14 protein-coding genes and 3 pseudogenes are annotated in these 18,869 nt (G+C 38.9%); 10 read left to right on the forward strand and 7 right to left on the reverse strand.

The window, feature by feature from the left end; genetic code table 11:
• Nucleotides 1-404: transposase (locus BFU02S_RS09200; RefSeq protein WP_169797585.1), on the reverse strand; the 404-nt coding region annotated here is incomplete at its 3' end.
• Nucleotides 405-897: 493 nt separating this feature from the next.
• Between BFU02S_RS09200 and nagE the strand changes: the two are divergent.
• Together nagE and BFU02S_RS17680 are read left to right on the forward strand one after the other, a co-directional pair.
• A pseudogene (nagE, locus tag BFU02S_RS09205) lies at nucleotides 898-2,267 on the forward strand (N-acetylglucosamine-specific PTS transporter subunit IIBC); the annotation flags it as partial.
• 141 nt (nucleotides 2,268-2,408) lie between these two features.
• Nucleotides 2,409-2,783, forward strand: a pseudogene (locus BFU02S_RS17680) (PTS sugar transporter subunit IIA); the annotation flags it as partial.
• A 366-nt stretch (nucleotides 2,784-3,149) separates the two neighbouring features.
• On the opposite strand, the pseudogene BFU02S_RS09210 reads toward BFU02S_RS17680, so the two are convergent.
• A pseudogene (locus tag BFU02S_RS09210) lies at nucleotides 3,150-4,666 on the reverse strand (MDR family MFS transporter).
• A gap of 186 nt (nucleotides 4,667-4,852) precedes the next feature.
• Here BFU02S_RS09210 and BFU02S_RS09215 point away from each other — a divergent pair.
• The gene (locus BFU02S_RS09215) at nucleotides 4,853-5,755 is read left to right on the forward strand and encodes a TetR/AcrR family transcriptional regulator (RefSeq protein WP_066369530.1); all 903 of its coding nucleotides are present in this window, start codon (nucleotides 4,853-4,855) and stop codon (nucleotides 5,753-5,755) included.
• A 256-nt stretch (nucleotides 5,756-6,011) separates the two neighbouring features.
• On the opposite strand, the gene BFU02S_RS09220 is transcribed toward BFU02S_RS09215, so the two are convergent.
• Together BFU02S_RS09220 and BFU02S_RS09225 are read right to left on the reverse strand one after the other, a co-directional pair.
• Nucleotides 6,012-6,860, reverse strand: coding sequence for an SDR family oxidoreductase (locus BFU02S_RS09220; RefSeq protein WP_066369535.1), 849 nt, complete (start codon nucleotides 6,858-6,860; stop codon nucleotides 6,012-6,014).
• The gene (locus BFU02S_RS09225) at nucleotides 6,857-7,885 is read right to left on the reverse strand and encodes a polysaccharide biosynthesis protein (protein WP_066369554.1); all 1,029 of its coding nucleotides are present in this window, start codon (nucleotides 7,883-7,885) and stop codon (nucleotides 6,857-6,859) included. The genes BFU02S_RS09220 and BFU02S_RS09225 overlap by 4 nt, the downstream gene beginning before the upstream one ends.
• A 337-nt stretch (nucleotides 7,886-8,222) precedes the next feature.
• Between BFU02S_RS09225 and BFU02S_RS09230 the strand changes: the two genes are divergently transcribed.
• Nucleotides 8,223-9,566 carry a hypothetical protein gene (locus BFU02S_RS09230; protein ID WP_066369536.1) on the forward strand — a complete coding sequence of 448 codons (1,344 nt, stop codon included), beginning with the start codon at nucleotides 8,223-8,225 and terminating at the stop codon, nucleotides 9,564-9,566.
• A 115-nt stretch (nucleotides 9,567-9,681) separates the two neighbouring features.
• On the opposite strand, the gene BFU02S_RS09235 is transcribed toward BFU02S_RS09230, so the two are convergent.
• A complete protein-coding gene (locus BFU02S_RS09235; RefSeq protein WP_066369537.1) occupies nucleotides 9,682-10,917 on the reverse strand; it encodes a glycosyltransferase in 1,236 nt (411 codons plus the stop codon).
• Between the two features lie 479 nt (nucleotides 10,918-11,396).
• On the opposite strand from BFU02S_RS09235, the gene BFU02S_RS09240 reads away from it, so the two are divergent.
• From BFU02S_RS09240 to BFU02S_RS09255, 4 genes are all read left to right on the forward strand, one after another.
• Entirely contained in the window at nucleotides 11,397-12,482 is a 1,086-nt protein-coding gene (locus BFU02S_RS09240; RefSeq protein WP_066369538.1) for a CotH kinase family protein, read from the forward strand.
• 197 nt (nucleotides 12,483-12,679) lie between these two features.
• The gene (locus BFU02S_RS09245) at nucleotides 12,680-13,054 is read left to right on the forward strand and encodes an SET domain-containing protein (protein ID WP_066369539.1); all 375 of its coding nucleotides are present in this window, start codon (nucleotides 12,680-12,682) and stop codon (nucleotides 13,052-13,054) included.
• Between the two features lie 167 nt (nucleotides 13,055-13,221).
• The gene (locus BFU02S_RS16995) at nucleotides 13,222-13,548 is read left to right on the forward strand and encodes a hypothetical protein (RefSeq protein WP_169797586.1); all 327 of its coding nucleotides are present in this window, start codon (nucleotides 13,222-13,224) and stop codon (nucleotides 13,546-13,548) included.
• A 117-nt stretch (nucleotides 13,549-13,665) separates the two neighbouring features.
• Complete coding sequence (locus tag BFU02S_RS09255) at nucleotides 13,666-14,094, forward strand: hypothetical protein (protein WP_066369544.1); 429 nt, start codon at nucleotides 13,666-13,668, stop codon at nucleotides 14,092-14,094.
• A gap of 207 nt (nucleotides 14,095-14,301) precedes the next feature.
• Here the strand turns inward: BFU02S_RS09255 and BFU02S_RS16360 are convergent, their stop codons facing one another.
• Both BFU02S_RS16360 and BFU02S_RS09265 read right to left on the reverse strand, forming a co-directional pair.
• A complete protein-coding gene (locus BFU02S_RS16360; protein WP_084361049.1) occupies nucleotides 14,302-16,098 on the reverse strand; it encodes a glycosyltransferase in 1,797 nt (598 codons plus the stop codon).
• Nucleotides 16,099-16,212: 114 nt separating this feature from the next.
• On the reverse strand, nucleotides 16,213-16,947 hold the full coding sequence (locus BFU02S_RS09265; protein ID WP_066369546.1) for a glycosyltransferase: 735 nt from the start codon (nucleotides 16,945-16,947) through the stop codon (nucleotides 16,213-16,215).
• Between the two features lie 278 nt (nucleotides 16,948-17,225).
• Between BFU02S_RS09265 and BFU02S_RS16720 the strand changes: the two genes are divergently transcribed.
• Nucleotides 17,226-17,744, forward strand: coding sequence for a hypothetical protein (locus BFU02S_RS16720; protein ID WP_157075889.1), 519 nt, complete (start codon nucleotides 17,226-17,228; stop codon nucleotides 17,742-17,744).
• 112 nt (nucleotides 17,745-17,856) lie between these two features.
• Complete coding sequence (locus BFU02S_RS09280; protein ID WP_066369552.1) at nucleotides 17,857-18,738, forward strand: glycosyltransferase family 2 protein; 882 nt, start codon at nucleotides 17,857-17,859, stop codon at nucleotides 18,736-18,738.
• Nucleotides 18,739-18,869: the final 131 nt, after the last annotated feature.

Below are 18,869 nucleotides of genomic sequence, written 5' to 3' on the forward strand. Positions count from 1 at the left end.
CCTTGCTGGATTAGACGGTAAGCCCCCACCTTCGCAATGTTGGCATACGTATGAAAGGAATCAATAAGCCAACGATCATCTTCTTTCCCCCATAACCCTTTCGCCAAAGCTTGGGAAAGAATATGATGATGACACGCATCAAAAAGGGCGGAACCCATGCGGTCCCGATCGAGCCCTAAGGTACTATGATCGAATCCGTTAAAAGCCACGGGTACTCCCAAAAACTGCTTTAAATGAAGATGATAAAGAATAGCCTCTTCCATTTCACGATCAGAGTAATTGTGATAGCGTTGGACAAAATGAATCTTTAATTTTAAGGAAGGGGCATAGGGACGCTGCCCATTAGGGGAATACAGGGGCGCACATAGTTTATCTGCGAAGGAAAAGTCAACCACTTGATCCACTCGGCCCCAGAAAGGATGGGGGGGGAACCGAAGAAAAGACTTCATAATCTGATAGGGTTAACTGACCAAATGTTTTATATTGAATGAGCGCCATCACGATCACTCCATACATAAGATATATCTTAATTTTACCGTACATATGGAGTGAAGTGATGGGTAAATTAAATAATTTAGAAAAAGTTTGTGAAAAAGGAGATTCTTATGAGTTAATCGACAGTCTCATTCTTCCGATTAAGTGAGTACCTTGCTGAAAATCAATAATGAACAATAACAGAGCCTTTCCAAAAATGGTCCATGAATGGCACGGAACCAGGCTCTTTCTCCTTTTTCAGGCCATGAAGTCGCTACCAAGGCCAATAAGATATCTTTTATTATAGTTCAGAAGATTTTTTAAAATATTTTCTATAAAATTGGTATAGACATCTATAATAGTTTGATGGTATGATGATCCACGGAGAGAAACGCTTTCATTTAAAGAGAGGAGAGATTTGTAATGCTAGGATTTCTGCAGCGTATCGGGAAAGCATTGATGCTTCCGATCGCGGTTTTACCAGCAGCCGGGTTGCTATTGCGTTTTGGACAGCCGGATCTGTTGAATATACCATTTATCGCAAATGCGGGGAATGCTGTTTTTTCCAACTTGCCTTTAATATTTGCGATAGGTGTGGCAATTGGTTTTGCCAAAGACTCTAACGGGGCAGCTGCCTTATCAAGTGCGATTGGCTACTTGGTTTTGACACAAGGAACATTAGCCATTGATAAAAATATTAATATGGGAGTTCTAGGTGGAATTCTCACTGGGATCATTGCCGGATTATTGTACAACCGTTTTCATAATGTGAAACTGCCGGAATGGCTCGCGTTCTTTAGCGGCAGACGGTTTGTCCCCATCATCACAGCGGTTACGATAGTCATAATCGCAGGCGTTGCTGGGTTTATATGGCCGCCTATTCAGGATGCGATTAATGGTGTCGGTAACTGGATTATTAGTTTAGGAGCGTTTGGGGCCGGAATTTTTGGTGTTTTAAACCGTTTGTTAATTCCGCTCGGTCTGCATCATGTGTTAAATAGCTTGTTCTGGTTCCAATTTGGAACTTATCATGGAAAAGCAGGGGATATTGCCCGTTTCTTTGCGGGGGACCAAACTGCCGGAACCTATATGACAGGTTTCTTCCCAATCATGATGTTTGGTTTGCCTGGTGCAGCATTGGCAATCATTGCCGCAGCAAAGAAGGAAAGAAGAAAAGCCATTGCCGGTATGTTCATCGGTGTTGCGCTAACATCGTTTATCACAGGGATTACAGAACCAATTGAATTTTCCTTCATGTTTATTGCCCCGGTATTATACGGAATTCATGCGCTGTTAACAGGTCTTTCTTTCGTGGTTGTGACCATGCTGGGCATTAAAGATGGGTTTACCTTCTCGGCCGGTGCGATCGACTATATTTTAAACTTTAATATTGCGACGAAACCGTTACTTTTATTACTAGTTGGAATTTTTATGGTGTCATTTATTTCGTGATTTTTTATGTTGTCATTAAAGCATTAAATATTAAAACACCTGGCCGTGAAGATGAAGAAGTGACAGATGGAGAGAAAGAAACGATTGAAACTCCTGCTGGAGGAAACAAGTATGAAACAATGGCTGCTCACTTTATTCAGGATATTGGCGGCAAAGAAAATATCACCAATATTGATAACTGTGCTACACGCCTTCGTTTAATGGTAAAAGATACAGATAAGGTAAATGATTCTGCTTTAAAATCGCATGGTGCCAAAGGTGTTATGAAATTAAATAAAACAAGCTTACAAATTATTGTCGACACGGATGTTGAATTTGTGGCCGATGCAATGAAGAAAATGGATACTCAGTCCGACGATACTCCTTTAGCACAGGAAGAGATGAGCGAAGCACCAAAAATCTTGCCGATTCGTGAACAAGATTTTGTTATGCCGATTGAGGGAGAAATTATTCCAATCACAGAAGTGCAAGATCCGGTATTTTCACAAAAAATGATGGGTGACGGCTTTGCCATCATTCCAGCTAAAGGGTCTGTCGTTTCACCTGTTGATGGTGAGATTCTCAATATTTTCCCGACGAAACATGCGATTGGCATTAAATCCAAACAGGGGTATGAAATTTTAATTCATATTGGATTAGAAACCGTTCATTTAAAAGGTGAAGGATTCACCGTTCTTGTAAAAGACGGTGAACAAGTGCAAAAAGGACAAGAACTGATTCAATTTGATCTCGAAAAGATTAAGAATTCCGCCCGATCGACGGAAACACCAGTCGTCTTTACAAACTTAACTAAATTGACGATCAAGAAACAAGGAAAAGCGGCCCAAGGTGAAAATGGCGTTATTACAATAGAATGATGAATAAAAGAGAAGTCCAATTATGACAATGGACTTCTCTTTTTTACAGGCTCTGTTAAAGGTTTTATGGCATCGAAAAATAGGCGGAAGGATTCCTGCTAAATCAGGAAATTCATATAAACACCTATAAATAAGCGGATTTTTTTCCGTTAAACTATACATTTTCATGATTTTAAGGTCTTTTTGGTTATTTAAGCGGAAAATCTCCGCCTATTTCTCTGTCTAACCGCTGTTTTTTAAAAATAAGCGGAATTCTTCCGCGTAAGTGAGTACCCTGCTGAAAATCAACAATGTACAATAACAGAGCCTTTTTAAAAAAGATTTACGATCGGGTGCCCCGAAATGTTTTTGGGACACCTGTATATTTTAGCTCTCCGTTGCAACCTTATGACTAGAAGTCATTGGTTCAGCCGGGTCTTCCGCTTGTTTTGCCCGTTTGATAAAGAAGGCGAGGACAAGGGCAATACAGGCAATACCTACCGAAACAAGGAAGGAGTCATTGATCCCTTCAAGCATGGCTTTTGCTGCAATTTGCTGTTTCATGGCAGCCAAGGCTTCTGGAGTTGGCTGGCCTGTTATATGTTTCATGGCAGATGCAGCCAGATCAGCAGCATGTGTTTTCGTCCGGTTTGACATAACTGTTACTAACAGAGCAGAACCATGGCACCTGATACTTGCTGCAGCGTATTGTTCATCGCTGTGCCATGTGGGTAGAAACGGGCCGGAAGCTGGTTCATCCCGTTCGTCATGACTGGCATCATCACCATCGACATACCTAACATGCGGACGGAGTAAATAAAAATCAAAGTTGTATAGGAAGTATCCAATGTTAATTTGCTGAACATATAGCTCGTGAAAATCGTAATGGTTAAACCAATGACGGCTAATACTCTTCCGCCAAATTTATCAAATAATTTCCCAGTGATCGGGCTCATGATCCCCATTAATAAGGAACCAGGCAGCATGAGCAAACCGGACTTCAACGGTGAAATTCCTCGAAGAGTCTGCAGATAAATGGGCATGAGCAGCATGGCGGAAAACATTGCCATCGAAATCACAATTGAAATGGCAGACGATAAAGCAAACATTGGATATTTATAGACTTTAAAATTCAGCATTGGTTTTTCAAGCTTGTTTTGTCTTAAAATAAACCAGACTAAAGTAATTGCCCCGACAATAATGGTTCCATAGACTTCAGGGCTGTCCCAGCCTTTATCGCCGGCAGAGCTGAAACCGTATAATAATCCGCCAAATGCCAAACTGGATAGAACCAATGATAATAAATCAAGGCGGATATCTACTTTTGCTTTTTTATCTTTTAATAAGAAAACACTAATGACAAGGATCACTATGGCGATAGGTGATACAAGTTGGAACAGAATTCTCCAGCTGTTATGTTCGATTAAATAACCGGATAATGTTGGTCCAATGGCCGGGGCAAAGATAAAGACCAATCCGAAAAGGCCCATTGCTCCACCTCGTTTTTCAGGCGGAAAGCTTGTTAACATGACATTCATTAACAATGGCATCATGATCGCAGAACCTGATGCCTGAATCATCCTAGCTGCCAATAATAATGGAAAAACATGAGCGAACCCGGCAATAATCGTCCCCGCCGTGAATAAACTCATCGCGGTTAAAAATAATCCTCTTACCGAATACTTCTGAATTAAAAACGCTGTTGCTGGAATCATCACGCCATTGACGAGCATATAACCGGTTGCCAGCCATTGAACGGTAGACGCGCCAACATCTAAATCTTTCATGATGTGTGGCAATGCCACGTTCAACAGTGTTTCATTTAACATGGAAATAAACGCCTCGATCATCAATATGGTGATAATCCCATATGGGGGGCGGTGTGTTTGAACGGATGTTTCCATTTGTATTCCTCCCATTAAACTAATAGTACATTTTTTTGTACCTTTGTTACGATAGGTATTATCATATACTGATTGTTCAATTTTTGCAATCAAAAAATTTAAGGTTTTAGCTGTATTTGTATGGAAATGAATAATAAAGTATAATCATTTTTGTACAGGCAGTATAATGAATCAAAGGTGAATGACATGACGGATCGAAAACAACTAGTTGTTAATAAAGCACACCAATTGTTTATGGAAAAAGGCTTTCAAGCCACTTCGATTCAAGATATTATCGACTTTAGCGGAATTTCCAAAGGTACCTTCTATAACTATTTCTCGTCCAAAAACGAATTGTTAATGGCCATTTTTACTTCTTTGCATCAACGGATTGATGAGGAACGAAACCGCCTGCTGGTCGGACAGGACCCATCCGATCTTGAAATATTTATTAAGCAGCTGGAAATGCACATGGAGTTCAATCGGCGGAATAAACTTTTTACTCTTTTTGAAGAGGTGTTTATTTCCAATGACCCGGCGTTAAAACAGTTTTTAGAGCGGATTCAAATCCTTTATATTCGTTGGATCTATAATCGGTTTGTCGATATTTTTGGGAAGATTAAGCAGCCCTTTCTACTGGACTGTGCCATCATGTTTACAGGAATGCTGCATCATAACATTCATTTTCATTTTTTGGCCAATCAAATGGACGGCAATATTAAGAAAGTGATCCGATATACCGTTCACCGCATCGAGAAAATGGTGGATGAGATCGAAATAAGTGGCGATCAATTATTGAAACCTTCCATTTTGGAAAAATGGCTTCCGGATTGCTATACATCCAGGGAAGCTTTGGAGAAAAAACTATCAGGCATCGTTTTAGCATTGAAAAAATGTTTAACAGATAACAAAGAGCAGTTGAAATATCTGGAACTTTTGGATTTTATTCAAGACGAAATTATTCAGGCAAAACCACCGAGAAAATATCTCGTCCAAAGTGCCCTTTTCACGTTAGGGAACAACCAAGAAGAAAATTGGAAAGTGGAACTGAGAAAATTGGAGGAAATCATCGGGGAGTTCTTTTCGAAAAAAGAAAATGATGAATCGTAGTCAATCGGATCTTTTCGATTGGCCTTTTTCTATTGTCATTATCTGCCATCATCACTGTAGGATCGTATGTTACAAACAAACACTTTAAGGTAAAGGAGCTACTATTAATAAGTGGTGGTGGGAGCCAATAATAAGTGGTGAATATCAGAATTACTTTAAAAATCAATATTCTCTAAATAATTAATTTGAATATGGATAACGAGAGCTAAAAGCAGAAAAGGTCCTATTGTTTTCGATAGGACCTTTAATGGGGGATTCATAAGTAATGCGGATATAAGTTTTGATGGGTAGTGATCCATTCCTTCATTTCCATGATCATTTGTTCATAACTTGGAACTTCAAATGAAAAGTCATTTCTGTTATTCACCAATGTTTTGTTTATATTAACCGAATTGCAGGGGGAAATCGTTATTTGATTGTCTTTAAATGTTTCATTAAATAATTTTAATAAATTTAGTTTGCTAATACTCGTATTGTTCACGAGATGATAGATTCCTGTAAGGGGGTCGCTTGCGGCTTTTTCCATCGCTTTGGCCAGCGTTAGAGTTGTCACACCAGTCCAAATGGCGCCTGAATATCCGTTAATCGGTCCGGTTTGTTTCATAAACCAATTAAATAAACCAATTCCATCTTTATTCAGATCCGGCCCGATAATGGAATTTCTGAACGTTACATTTTTGTTATCATCAATTTCCCCCAAGGCCTTTGTTCGGTCATAAAGGGTCTTTCCATCGGGAAAGCTTTTTTCTGAATATGGCCCGGTGTTTCCGGAAAAAACACAATCCGTACTCATATGAATCAGCTTGGTCGGAGAATCTTTTAATTGATCCGCAAGATAATGCGGTAAATAGCTATTTAGATAAATAGCCTTTGAAGGGTCCTGGTCACATGCGGTATTCAGCATCCCGATGCAGTTGATGACGGTATCATAGTTTTTCGTTAACAAAGATTTTAAGAATGCTGGGTCCATCAAATCGCCATTGATGTTTTTGCCATAGGGGAAGGGGGTCCTTGAATAGGTGGTGACGTCATAGCCGCGCTCCATTAAATAGATAGCGATGGTGTGGCCTGCCATACCAGTAGCACCCAGAACTAAAAATTTCACTTTTTCCCTCCTTTCCAGCTGCGAAGCTCATCTTGAATATATTGAAGTGTCAACAATTTTTCTTTTATTTCTTTGACCGAAAGGATTTTTGTATTATTGGAGTTGTATTCATCTGTTAACGTAATTTTTGGGGAACCTTCTTCAAAATATTTTCGATAGTTCAAATCGCGGTTATCTGCAGGCACCCGATAAAAGTTGCCCAAATCGATGGCTTTTGCCGCCTCTTCTTTTGTCAACAGCACTTCGTACATTTTTTCTCCGTGGCGTGTACCAATCACTTCAATTTCATTGTCCGCTTCAAATAATTCCTTCAAAGCCTGGGCTAAATCTCCAATGTAAGAAGCTGGAGCTTTTTGTACCATAATATCGCCATTTACAGCATGTTCAAAAGCATATAACACTAAATTGACCGCTTCTTCAAGGCTCATGATAAAGCGGGTCATTTTCGGATCTGTAATCGTCAGCGGTTTCCCAGCCTTTATTTGTTCGATAAATAATGGGATCACAGAGCCGCGCGATGCCATCACATTCCCATATCTCGTTCCGCAGATTAACGTTTTTGTCGGATCGACGAACCGGGACTTGGCAATGAAGGTTTTCTCCATCATCGCTTTTGAAATTCCCATCGCATTGACAGGGTATGCTGCCTTGTCTGTCGAAAGACAAATGACTTTTTTGACATCTGCGTGGATCGCTGCTGTTAAGACGTTATCTGTTCCAAAAACGTTCGTTTTGACTGCTTCTAATGGGAAAAATTCACAAGAAGGAACTTGTTTTAGAGCCGCAGCGTGAAAGATAAAATCTACATTTTGCATAACGTTTGTTAAACTATTAAAATCCCGCACATCTCCAATAAAAAATTTGATCTTGTCATTTTGATAGAATGTACGCATATCATTTTGTTTTTTTTCATCTCTGGAAAAAATTCTAATTTCCTTAATATCCGTATTTAAAAATCGTTCCAACACCACGTTGCCAAATGAGCCTGTACCTCCTGTAATCAGGATGGTTTTATCTTTAAACATAGTAGGAGATATGCCGGGTTCGTCCATTTTGGTCATGATATCAACCCTCTATCCAAGATAATTCTAATCCATTCTGCGCTATTATAGGCAGGAGTTATAAAGCTAATTTTCAATGAAAATCTCACTCCTTTTTCAAAAAATAACTCGGGAAATTATTTTCTCAAAAGTAAAGAAAGGATAAATTTTGACTTCGAGAATTGTTCAGCTCCAGCGCCTTCAGCACTAAAAGTCCCAAAACCAGACTTTTAGTGCTGAAGAACATTTGCCTGTCGGGGCTGACCAAGGCGCTTGTGCTTTTCTTAAATAACATATGCGTGTCCTAATAGGAAGGTTCCTAATGGAAACGAGTTTGGGAAATCGGGCTCATGATAAGTATCCCGCCTTTCATTTATCGCATAGACTAAACTATGAATTGGAATGGAGGTTTTTGGAAATGATGATCAATCCGTACAGTCATCCATATAGGTCCTATCCTTATCCGCAGCCAACCTATCAATATACTTATCCTTATCCGGACACTTATTACGGAACATATCCTCCAGGTTATTGGCATATGGGCGGTCAGCACGCAGGTGTATATGCCGGAGGCCAGGGAACCGGATATCATGTCGGCGGGTATTTAGGGGGAGAGCATGGGCTCGGAGTGTATTCAGGCGGTCAGTTAGGCGGCGGACAAGGTCTGGGCATTCATGCTGGAGGCTACTTGGGCGGCCAGCATGGTCTTGGGGTTCAGGCCGGCGGCCAGCTAGGAGGCGGACAAGGACTGGGCATTCATATGCAAAGCCAGCTGGGCGGCCAAAAAGGCTTCGGGGTTCAAGCGGGTGGTCACTTAGGAGGCAGCCATGGGTTGGGTGTTCATGCAGAAAGCAAGCTAGGCGGTAAACAAATTCTTGGCGTACAGGCCGGCGGCCAGCTAGGAGGCGGCCAAGGATTGGGCGTCCAGACAAGCGGCCAGCTTGGGGGCCAAAAAGGACTTGGGGTCCAAGCGGGCGGCCACATTGGAGGTGGCAAAGGACTGGGCATCCATGCGGAAGGCCAAATAGCTGGCAAAAAGGTTCTTGGTGTGCATGCGGGCGGCCATATTGGAAGCAATGAACTTGGCGTCCATGCAGAAGGCCAGCTGGGTGGTAAAAAAGGTCTTGGTGTTCAAGCAGGGGGTCAGCTAGGAGGCGGACAAGGATTGGGCGTCCATGCAGAAGGCCAACTGGGCGGTCCAAAAGGTCTCGGGGTCCAAGCGAACGGCCATTTGGGTGTCAAAAAAGGATTGGGAATTCAAGCGGAAGGCCAGCTAGGCGGAAAAAAAGTCCTTGACGTCCAAGCCGGCGGAAAACTAGGCGGCGGTAACGGCTTAGGCATTCACGCTAGCAGTCAGCTAGGCGGATCAAAAGGTCTAGGCATCCAAGCGAACGGTCACATAGGAGGCAAAGGCTTAGGCATCCACGCAGAAGGTCAGGTGGGAGGCAAAAAGGTTCTTGGGGTTCAGGCAGGCGGCCAGCTAGGAGGCGGCCAAGGCCTCGGGGTTCAAGCGGGCGGCCAGCTAGGCGGCCCAAAAGGCCTCGGCGTACAGGCCGGCGGGAACATAGGCGGCGGTCATGGTGTAAGTGCACATGTTGATGGAAGCCTTGGCAAATATAACGGGCATGTCGGTTTTCAGGTTGGCAACAGTAAAAAGAAACCATGAAATAAGATTGTGATGGAAGGCTGATCTTTACATGTATCTTGGGTCAGCCTCACATCATTTTACTGTATGGCATGCTTTTTACGATGCGTTTCTTACTCCGAAATGGAACTCCTTTTTAATTGGGATAGTCTCTGGTCATATCTTTTCTTTTTATTAATTCCAATATTTTCTCGGTTGAATAAAGATAACCGTACTCAACGTCTTTTTGCCTTATATCTTCACAAAAGTCAACGCGCCCATACTGGTTGTCGTATGTTGCAATAATGGTATTCCATCCATTTTGTATCAATTGCTCATAATAAAGCAATATATTATATAATACATATACTGCGGAAGGAAATGGGCCATTTCCATAGATCATGGCATAAGGTGTATCGGCATCTTTCAATCCCTCTATGATTGCTTCCCTTTCAGTTGCCCCAGGCATTTTTACAAACTTGACTCTTGGATCTTTAATATGTTGAAGTACCTGTACAGCTGAATGATCAAGGGTTATATCTATCATTATAAGCTTATAATTACTGTAGGATTGTTCTAATAGTTTTTCTAATTTGTTAACGGTTTTTTCAGACCCATCTTGAACCGGAAATAGGATGGAAATTTTAAAAGGAATTTGTCTTCGTTTTCTGGCTTGCAGTTTAGCGAGCTGATAAAAATATCTCCATCTTCGATGATGCGCCAGTGAATTTTTTAATTGTGCCGATATACTTAACGGAGCATCTGTGCGGTAATTCATCAGAACCTCGGGAATATAAACAATATCACAATGTTCGGTTAAACGGAGCCAATAGTCATAATCTTCAACCGGTTCTAATCGATAGCCATCAATCATGGCTGCAAATTGTTTTTTATACATAAAGGAGACCCCGATAAAACAAACATCGAGCAGATTTTCTTTCGCTTGTTCCTGATTTTTATAGAAATCCTCAAAACTGGGATCTTTCAAATAAGCGCCTTGGTGGTCAACATGTCGAAAGCTGCTATATGACAGGCCGACATTAGGAGGAGCCGAAACCAAGGCATTCCTGAGTTTCTCTACAAAAGTTGGATAATAAATATTATCGCTGGAAACCCAAGTAAAATATTTTACTTCTTCTATCTCCATTAAATAATCGAAACCTGTATTCAATGCTTTTGCAACACCTTCGTTTTTTTCCTTTATGATCAGGTGTACGCGCTCGTCTCCCTCGGTAACTTTTTGAATGTTGTTAATGGTGTCTGAAGGAGCACCATCTGAAACAATGACAAAATAAAAGGTTCGATAACTCTGTTCCAGAATCGATCTTAACGCTAATTCAAGATAAATTGGATCTTGTTTGTAAACAGGCATAACGATCCCGACATCTTTCATTAAATTCCCACCCTTCCAACAAAAACTTTATCAGTCATGTACTAAAGTCATTATTTAGGTATTTATTTCTATGTTTGTTTCGTGACCCCAAGAGCCTGTACCACCTGTGACCAAAATAATTGATTCTCAAACAATTATATTGATAAATAATTCCATTTATTATATGGCCATTCATTTCTTCTGTTTATGTCTTTTTCCTATAAGGCTTTTTGTAGTAAACCCATTTTTTGGCAAAATTAAATCATTTTTTTATAATGGTTCGTATACTATCGTAAACTTTTTTGTGTTTTTCTTTGGGGAAAATTGCTAAATTGTAAGACCGCTTTGGGGAAATTTGACATTAAGGTGTTAGATTGCGAGTTAGTTGGACGAGTTTTTTGAAAAAACAATAGCGACAAAATAAATTTTTTTGTTCATGAAAAGAACTAAATTGGTAATGTTGATCAGATAAGAAAAAGGAAAGAAAGGGGATTTTATTATTGTCTAATGCTACGCCATATTATGATTTAACCATTGATGAAGAAGATTTAATCGATCTTCAGAGTGACATATGGAATGACATGCCTGTACCGGCTTATTTAAAGGTAGAAAATGTACATTACGATATTGATCTTTCGTACCGTGGTTCTTATACCCGGAAATTTCCAAAAAAATCATACAGCATCCATTTCATTGAGCCGAACAGATTTGATGGTGCCAGGGAGATCCATCTTAATGCTGAATACAAGGACCCCTCTATAATTCGTAATAAGCTTTCACTTGATTTCTTCCAGAACCTTGGTGTGCTTTCTCCTGATAGTCACCATGTCAATTTAAGACTAAACGGATCGTTAAAAGGGGTATTTCTGCAGCTGGAATCTGTTGATGATTTGTTTCTGGCAAAGAGGAATCTACCCCCAGGCCCTATATATTATGCTGTCAACAACAACGCCAACTTTTCCTTTATGCGGGGAAAGAAGTCTAAAAAGTACATTCTTTCAGGATATCAACAAAAGAACGGAAACTGGTTGGACGATGTATTTCTCCATGAATTTATTATGAAAATAAATAGGACCCCCCTAAATGAATTTCCAGATACCATTGCGCAATATTTAAATATTGAAAACTATCTCCGCTGGCTCAGTGGAGCCGTATGCACCATGAATAATGATGGATTCACCCATAACTATGCACTTTATCGTAACAGTCTTACCGGCTTGTTTGAAATCATTCCCTGGGACTATGACGCCACTTGGGGACGAAGGGTCAATGGTAAAGTGATGTCATTCGATTTCGTTCCTTTAGAAGGGCATAGATGCAATCACCTTACATTTCTCCTTCTGCAGGTACCTGAATTTCGCAAATTATATCGTGAATTGATGGAAGAGATATTAGAAGAGCAGTTTACAGTAAAAAATTTGGAAGATGAAATTATTTCACTACACCAAGCTTTAAGACCTCATTTACTCTTTGATCCTTATAAAAAGAAGGATATCCATATATATGATGGTGAACCTGATTTTATCTTTCAATTCATTAGAGAACGTAATGATTACTTAAAAAATCAACTGATCCATTTTGAATAAATGATTTTCGGCGACTGGGTGAACTTTCAAACTTTTTATATATAAATTTTTAGGCAGCAATTTAGAAGATATATAGACAATTGCATTTACAAAATTAATTATAAATTAATAGTTTAAGAATAAGGCGAACGATACTGGGATATTGTTCTGAAGGAGCAATAAAGATTCCAAAAAAAACAATGAGATAGGAGGACATCATGGGACCTATTTGTATGAAGGATACAGGGAAATACGGAAGGGGGATTTATGCTGTACGTGATATCAAAAACGGAGAACTTATAGAAGAATCACCTGTTTTCATCTCTCCAAAAAACGAACGCAAGTATCTGAAGAAAACCGTTATATTTGATTATTGTTTCAACTGGGAGAAACACCAAACAGCAATTGCTTTAGGATATGGTTCATTATTTAATCACTCCTATACCCCAAATGCCAAGTTTATTAATAACTACGACCAGCTATCCATTTCTTTTTATGCGATACGTGACATTAAGGAAGGAGAAGAAATAACCATCAATTATAACGGCGATCCTGAAGACCAGACGCCTGTGTGGTTTGATGTGATTGAGTAGTTAAACATTGAACTGCGATATTATGTTGCTTTCTTTTTTTGTTTGGAATGGTATTTGAAAATAAAAAATGTGCGTTTATTTGTATTCATAAGCCTGTACATCTATGAAAAACGTAAATAAGATATACTGTACGCTAAATATTAATAAATGAAAGGAAGTGTATTCAATTGGCTAGAAGAACAGGAAAAGGCCATGAATCTAGAGGAAATGAAATTCTAACTAGGGCAAGAAGACGCAGACGTTGTGCAGGTGACACAGTTAACTTACGATTTAACCCAACTAACGATGCTGTAAACTCCGTGTTTGTTGCCGGAAGCATTCTTCCATGTAGTTTACCTCCAATTACACCATCCGGACCGCTACCGACTCCAACTCCAATGCCGACACCAGCTGCTACCAGCTTTATTAGTTGTCTAGTAGCCAATGGTTTCAATATTATCGACATTGTGGCCTTAACTCCAACTGATGTACTTGTAACTCTTGTCAGATGCTAAAACGTTTTACGCCTAGGGTTTTGTAAACAGCTAAGCTAAAGGAGTTTTCTTTGGTTTAGCTTTGCAAATTGACATACAGTCATACAATCAAACTTCTATTTAGAGAGGAGAAGAATATTGGCTAAGTTATTAGATGCACAGATATCACAAAATGCGAGTTATGCAAACTCCATTTCGATTCCTGTTTCCACTACTCCACAACTTTTTGCACAACTTACAGCCAGTACTTTCGGTGCTACAGGAACTGTACGTACTGAAATGACTGGAACCGTTACGGTGCAATTACCACTAATCCCCTTTGCCACATCTATTACTGTCACGATTGTAAGGGGAACTACGCTATCGGATTTAATTATTTATTCCGTACGTCAAGTTCTTGATCTATCCGTCTTAGGACCTCAAGTACTTTCATTTACTGCTTCAGATTTCAATGTTCCTATAACAGCTAATAATCAAGTAGTTTATACAGCGTTTGTAAGTGCTAGTGCAATTGGAACTGTACGAGTAGGTCCAGAAAGTTTTAATGCTGCGGTTTACTCAGACTGATAGAATAAGAGGTAATTAGCATAATATTAGCAGAGATCGTTTTAAACCTCTTTGCGTTTTTTATACTCCGAATAAATGAAACATCATTCATTTTTGTCTAAACATGGTAATTCGGCGAAGTCGGTGTTGATAAATACAAATAAAGATTGATGAACTTAAAAAGGGACTTCCAAAAAGTCAGGTACCTGACTTTTTGGACAACCCCTATTATTTTTTACGTTTTTGATTTTTTAATATCTGAATCATATTGATAAAATCCTCAGCATATTTTTCAGGGGAGAAATTTGCCACAATGTGTTCTACGCCATTTTTTCGAATGGTTTCTCGCAGCAACGTGTTGGTCATTAATTCCTTTGCTTCCTGTACGGCTTCTCTAATATTTCCTAATGTATAGAATTTCCCTGTTTGATTATGCTTTATGAAGTTACGAACACCGTCTGAATCTGTAGATAAGACCGGACATTTGCATACTAATGCTTCCAGGACTGCATAACCAAATGATTCAACTTTAGAAGTGGAACATAAAAAACCCCCTGAATCTCCAATAATGGAATAGTAATCGGCCATCTTGCTATGCGGCTGATTTGCATAAATGGTCAAGTTGTCATTCAAGTTTAACTCTTTTATTTTTTGTTGAAAGGCCATTCTCTCAGAAGCTTCTCCTAATGTATTATCTTCAAACATCCAAAGTTGAATGTTTGGATTTTCTTTCAATAATTCAGCCCCTATTAATAAGAAGTCGTTCCAATTTTTGTTTTTCTCTAATCTTCCTACCCATCCGATAATGGGATGATCCTTTTTCGGGTGTACTCGATAATGAAACTCTTCTGTATCAAAGCAATTATTGAAATGAAACTGTTTTTTGGAAGGAAAATGATTCTTAAATGCCTCTATAAGATGGGTGGTTTTCGGATAGATAATTGCATCAGAATAAGTGGAGATAATCGATGAATGGGAAGGATCTTTTAAATAATCATTAGCAAACTCTTTGTCGACACCCAAACCTTCATTGTTATAGATTAAAATGCCTTGATACCCAAAATTCTTTACTTTTTGCAACAGAATAAGGTCCGTACATACGACAATGGCATCATAATTTCCATTTTCAATGATATTTTTTATTTCATGATCTTCATTGGTGACAAATATAGATGTATTAATTTTATTTTGAAGTCCGATTCCTTTTTGGGTGTATAGAAAATCACACTTGACATTTTTTTTACTTAAGGCATAAAACCTTTGTCTATTCAGTGTTTCAACCCCCCCGCTTGGAAGGAAATAAGTAAATAAGATCTTCAATTCGCTGCTCGTTGCAGATATACTCTCTCGCTTGTTCCATGTGGCACCATAATTAAGCTTACCATTATTTTGATATATACTTGAATCCAATACATCAATTCCTGTTCCCTCATTTAATTTCCAATAACCCGCAAGCCCTATTTCATTACCGAATAATTCCTTTTTCATATTCTCTTCGATTTCTTTCTGTGTCCTGGCAGTACTCCAAATCCGTATTTCTTGAAGACTACCCATATAGTAGCCGTGAGGATACATCCCCCCAAAATGAGCCGATGGGACGACACTTTCTTTCGTGCTGACTAGTCCCGTTTTAACCAATTTTCCATTGACATATAATGTTGGAATTTTATCATAATAAACAACCGCAATATGAGTCCAATCATATAAGGATGCCTCATATACCAATGTGGCTGATAGATGATTTGTTGTATGCTCAATTATGGAAATTCCATTCATGCCTACAGATACTCCGACACCTGCAATGGGATGATTCCCATTGTCATATGCCCCCGAAACGGGTGTTATGGCAAACCGTTGATTAGCTGCCCCGGTCATACCTTTATTGGACTCCTTCAGTACACTATGATGTGCCGAAGGCTTTGCCCAAAATTCAATGGTAAATGTATTTTTAATATGGGAAAACAATTGTTTTTGTGTTGCAATTAGATTATTTCCATGAAAAGTAAGAAATACATTGTGTATCATACTGACTCCCTCCACAACTAAGCTGCATGATTAAGAAATCATTTATAATCAATATATGTGGAAAAGTTATTGGCGCTACAATCAATTATAAAGAGACTAGTCAAGGTTTTGGGTTCAGTTTTTTCTGTTATGGCCAATTGCTTGGATTAGCAGCTGATGATATTTATTTTTCACGATATCTGTCTCCAGCATCTGCTCACTATGATGCCGGACAGAATTCATCGATGGATGGTACCGATATTTTACAAGCGGTTGATCTAAATAGTGGAAAACATAATGTTGAGCGATTCTCGCCCACATATCATAGTCCTGTGCATAACGTAAAGATTCATCAAAAAAGCCAATCTCTTTAAAAATCGTTAATTTCATCATCACCGTACAGCCATTAATATGACATCCATTTGTTAAATTTGTCAGAAAGTCTCGCTCATTTTTAAAATAAACTCCTGCATTTTCATAGATCATATGATTGTATTCATTGATAAGATGATAATTTGTATAGCTGATGGATGCATTAATTTGATTCATAAAAGCCAATTGTTCTTCTACTTTTCTATTTTCAAATAAATCGTCAGAACTTAACCAGGCAAAAAACTCCCCTGTGGCATGTTGAATTCCCTCGTTCAAAGCACTTGCTGTTCCGCCATTTTCTTTTTCAATATATTTGATAGTTGGTAAATCAAGATAAGGTTTTATCAAATCAACATACATAGTTGATCCGTCATTAACGATAATGAGTTCTACATGAGGATAGGTCTGGCGTAACACACTTTCGATTGCCTGATTTACATAGGGACAATTATAAAAAGGCATGATAACGGATACTAATGGATTAGGATTTTTTACCATGAGGTTTTCCACCTTAGTTTGACAGATTACTTGGGCAAGAAAAACGGAAAATTCACGCTTAAGTATATAGATCATAATATGTGCATTTTTTTAAAAATGTGTACCCCTTAGAAAGGAAATGCGTAAAACAACAGAATAACAAGAGTTTTTCAACCTTAAAAATGAAATTGGGCGGGAGAATAATCCGGTTGCTATGTTTTAGCCTGTACAACTATGAACATTGTAAATAAGATATAGTGAATGCATTTTAAATAGTAAGGAAAGGACGTGTATGAACTATGGCTAAAGGAAAAGGTAAAGGAAAAGGGAGAGGGCATAGATCTTTTGGCTACGAACCAAGTGGTTATGAATCATCCACTGGCTATGAAACAAGCGGTTATGAATCATCCACTACTTATGAAACAAGCGGTTATGAATCATCTACTGGCTATGAAACAGGTGATTACGAAACAACTGATTATGAATCATCCACTACTTATGAAACAACTGATTTAGAAACAACTGGATTTGAAGTGAATGATCCTATCTCTCGATCAACAAGACGCAGACATTGTGCGGGTGATACAGTAAACTTGCGATTTAACCCAACGAATGATGCTGTAAACTCTGTGTTTGTTGCCGGAAGCATTCTTCCATGCAGCCTGCCTCCAACCACACCATCTGGATCACCTCCTACTCCAATACCAACACCTGCAGCTACCAGTTTTATTAGTTGTTTAGAAGCTAATGGTTTTACGATCATTGAGATTGTCCCGTTAACGCCAACTGACGTGCTGGTAACTCTTGTAAGATGCTAATGAACATCTTACTCATTTGTTAAACCAAAGGATGATCCTTTGGTTTAGCTTCTACATAAGCGTATAGCATTCTATTTTCCTATCGCTAATAAAATTCGAAAGAAGTGATTAGATGAAAAATATGGATTATCCTGTAGTTTCATTGATCATTCCAGTTAAAAATGAAGGGAACAATATAAAAAATACGATTGAATCCGCATTTAAAGTAAAAACAGCTTATCCATTCGAAATCATTGTGGTGGACGATGGCTCCACAGATCAATGTTGTGATTTCATACCCTATCTTGGAACAGAGAGAGTTAAACGAATAAACAGCCACGGAATTGGTGCAGCGGGAGCAAGAAACATTGGAGCCCAAAATGCAAGTGGATCCTACTTAGTTTTTTGTGATGCTCATGTCTTTTTTGAAGATTATTGGCTTGAAGGCTTGCTGGAGCCTATACAAAAAGGATCAGCAGATGGTGTTACACCTGGTATAGCCAATGTAGATCATCCAATGTATCCCGGTTTTGGGCAAACCTTAAATGCATCATTAGAAGTCCAATGGCATTTAAATCAAAAAAGGCCCTTTCCAACTGCCATTTTGCCAGGCGGATGTTTTGCTGTAACCAAAGAAGTGTTTACCGATATTGGGGGGTTTGATAGCGAATTAAGAGTATGGGGTTATGAGGATGTAGAATTTTCGATTAGAATGTGGCTTTTTGGATATACCTGTTATGTACAGCCAGCAGTCAAAATTCTTCATGTATTTCGCAGTGTCCACCCATATAAGGTAAATTGGGATGATTTTTATTTTAATTTGCTGAGAATGGCGTATAGCCATTTTTCTGAGGATCGTATAAATAAATGCAAAGCGTTAATTATCCACAGTAATCCCGATGCAATAGAAGAAGAGGTATTGAAATCAAATGTATTGAAACAACGAGATATTTATTTTAAACGAAGAAAATTTGACGATAACTGGTTTATGAATGAATTTAACATTGATTTCTAATTTAAGTGTTTTCTTACTCCTTTTTCGGGCTTCCTCCTCTGTTCTTTATTCATCATTTACTTTGGTATGAATTTTTTTCTATCTTGGCGCTGTTATGGCATTGAAAAATAGGCGGAAGGATTCCTGCTATA

The organism is Neobacillus fumarioli NBRC 102428 (assembly GCF_001591485.1).
GTDB lineage: Bacteria > Bacillota > Bacilli > Bacillales > Cytobacillaceae > Neobacillus > Neobacillus fumarioli.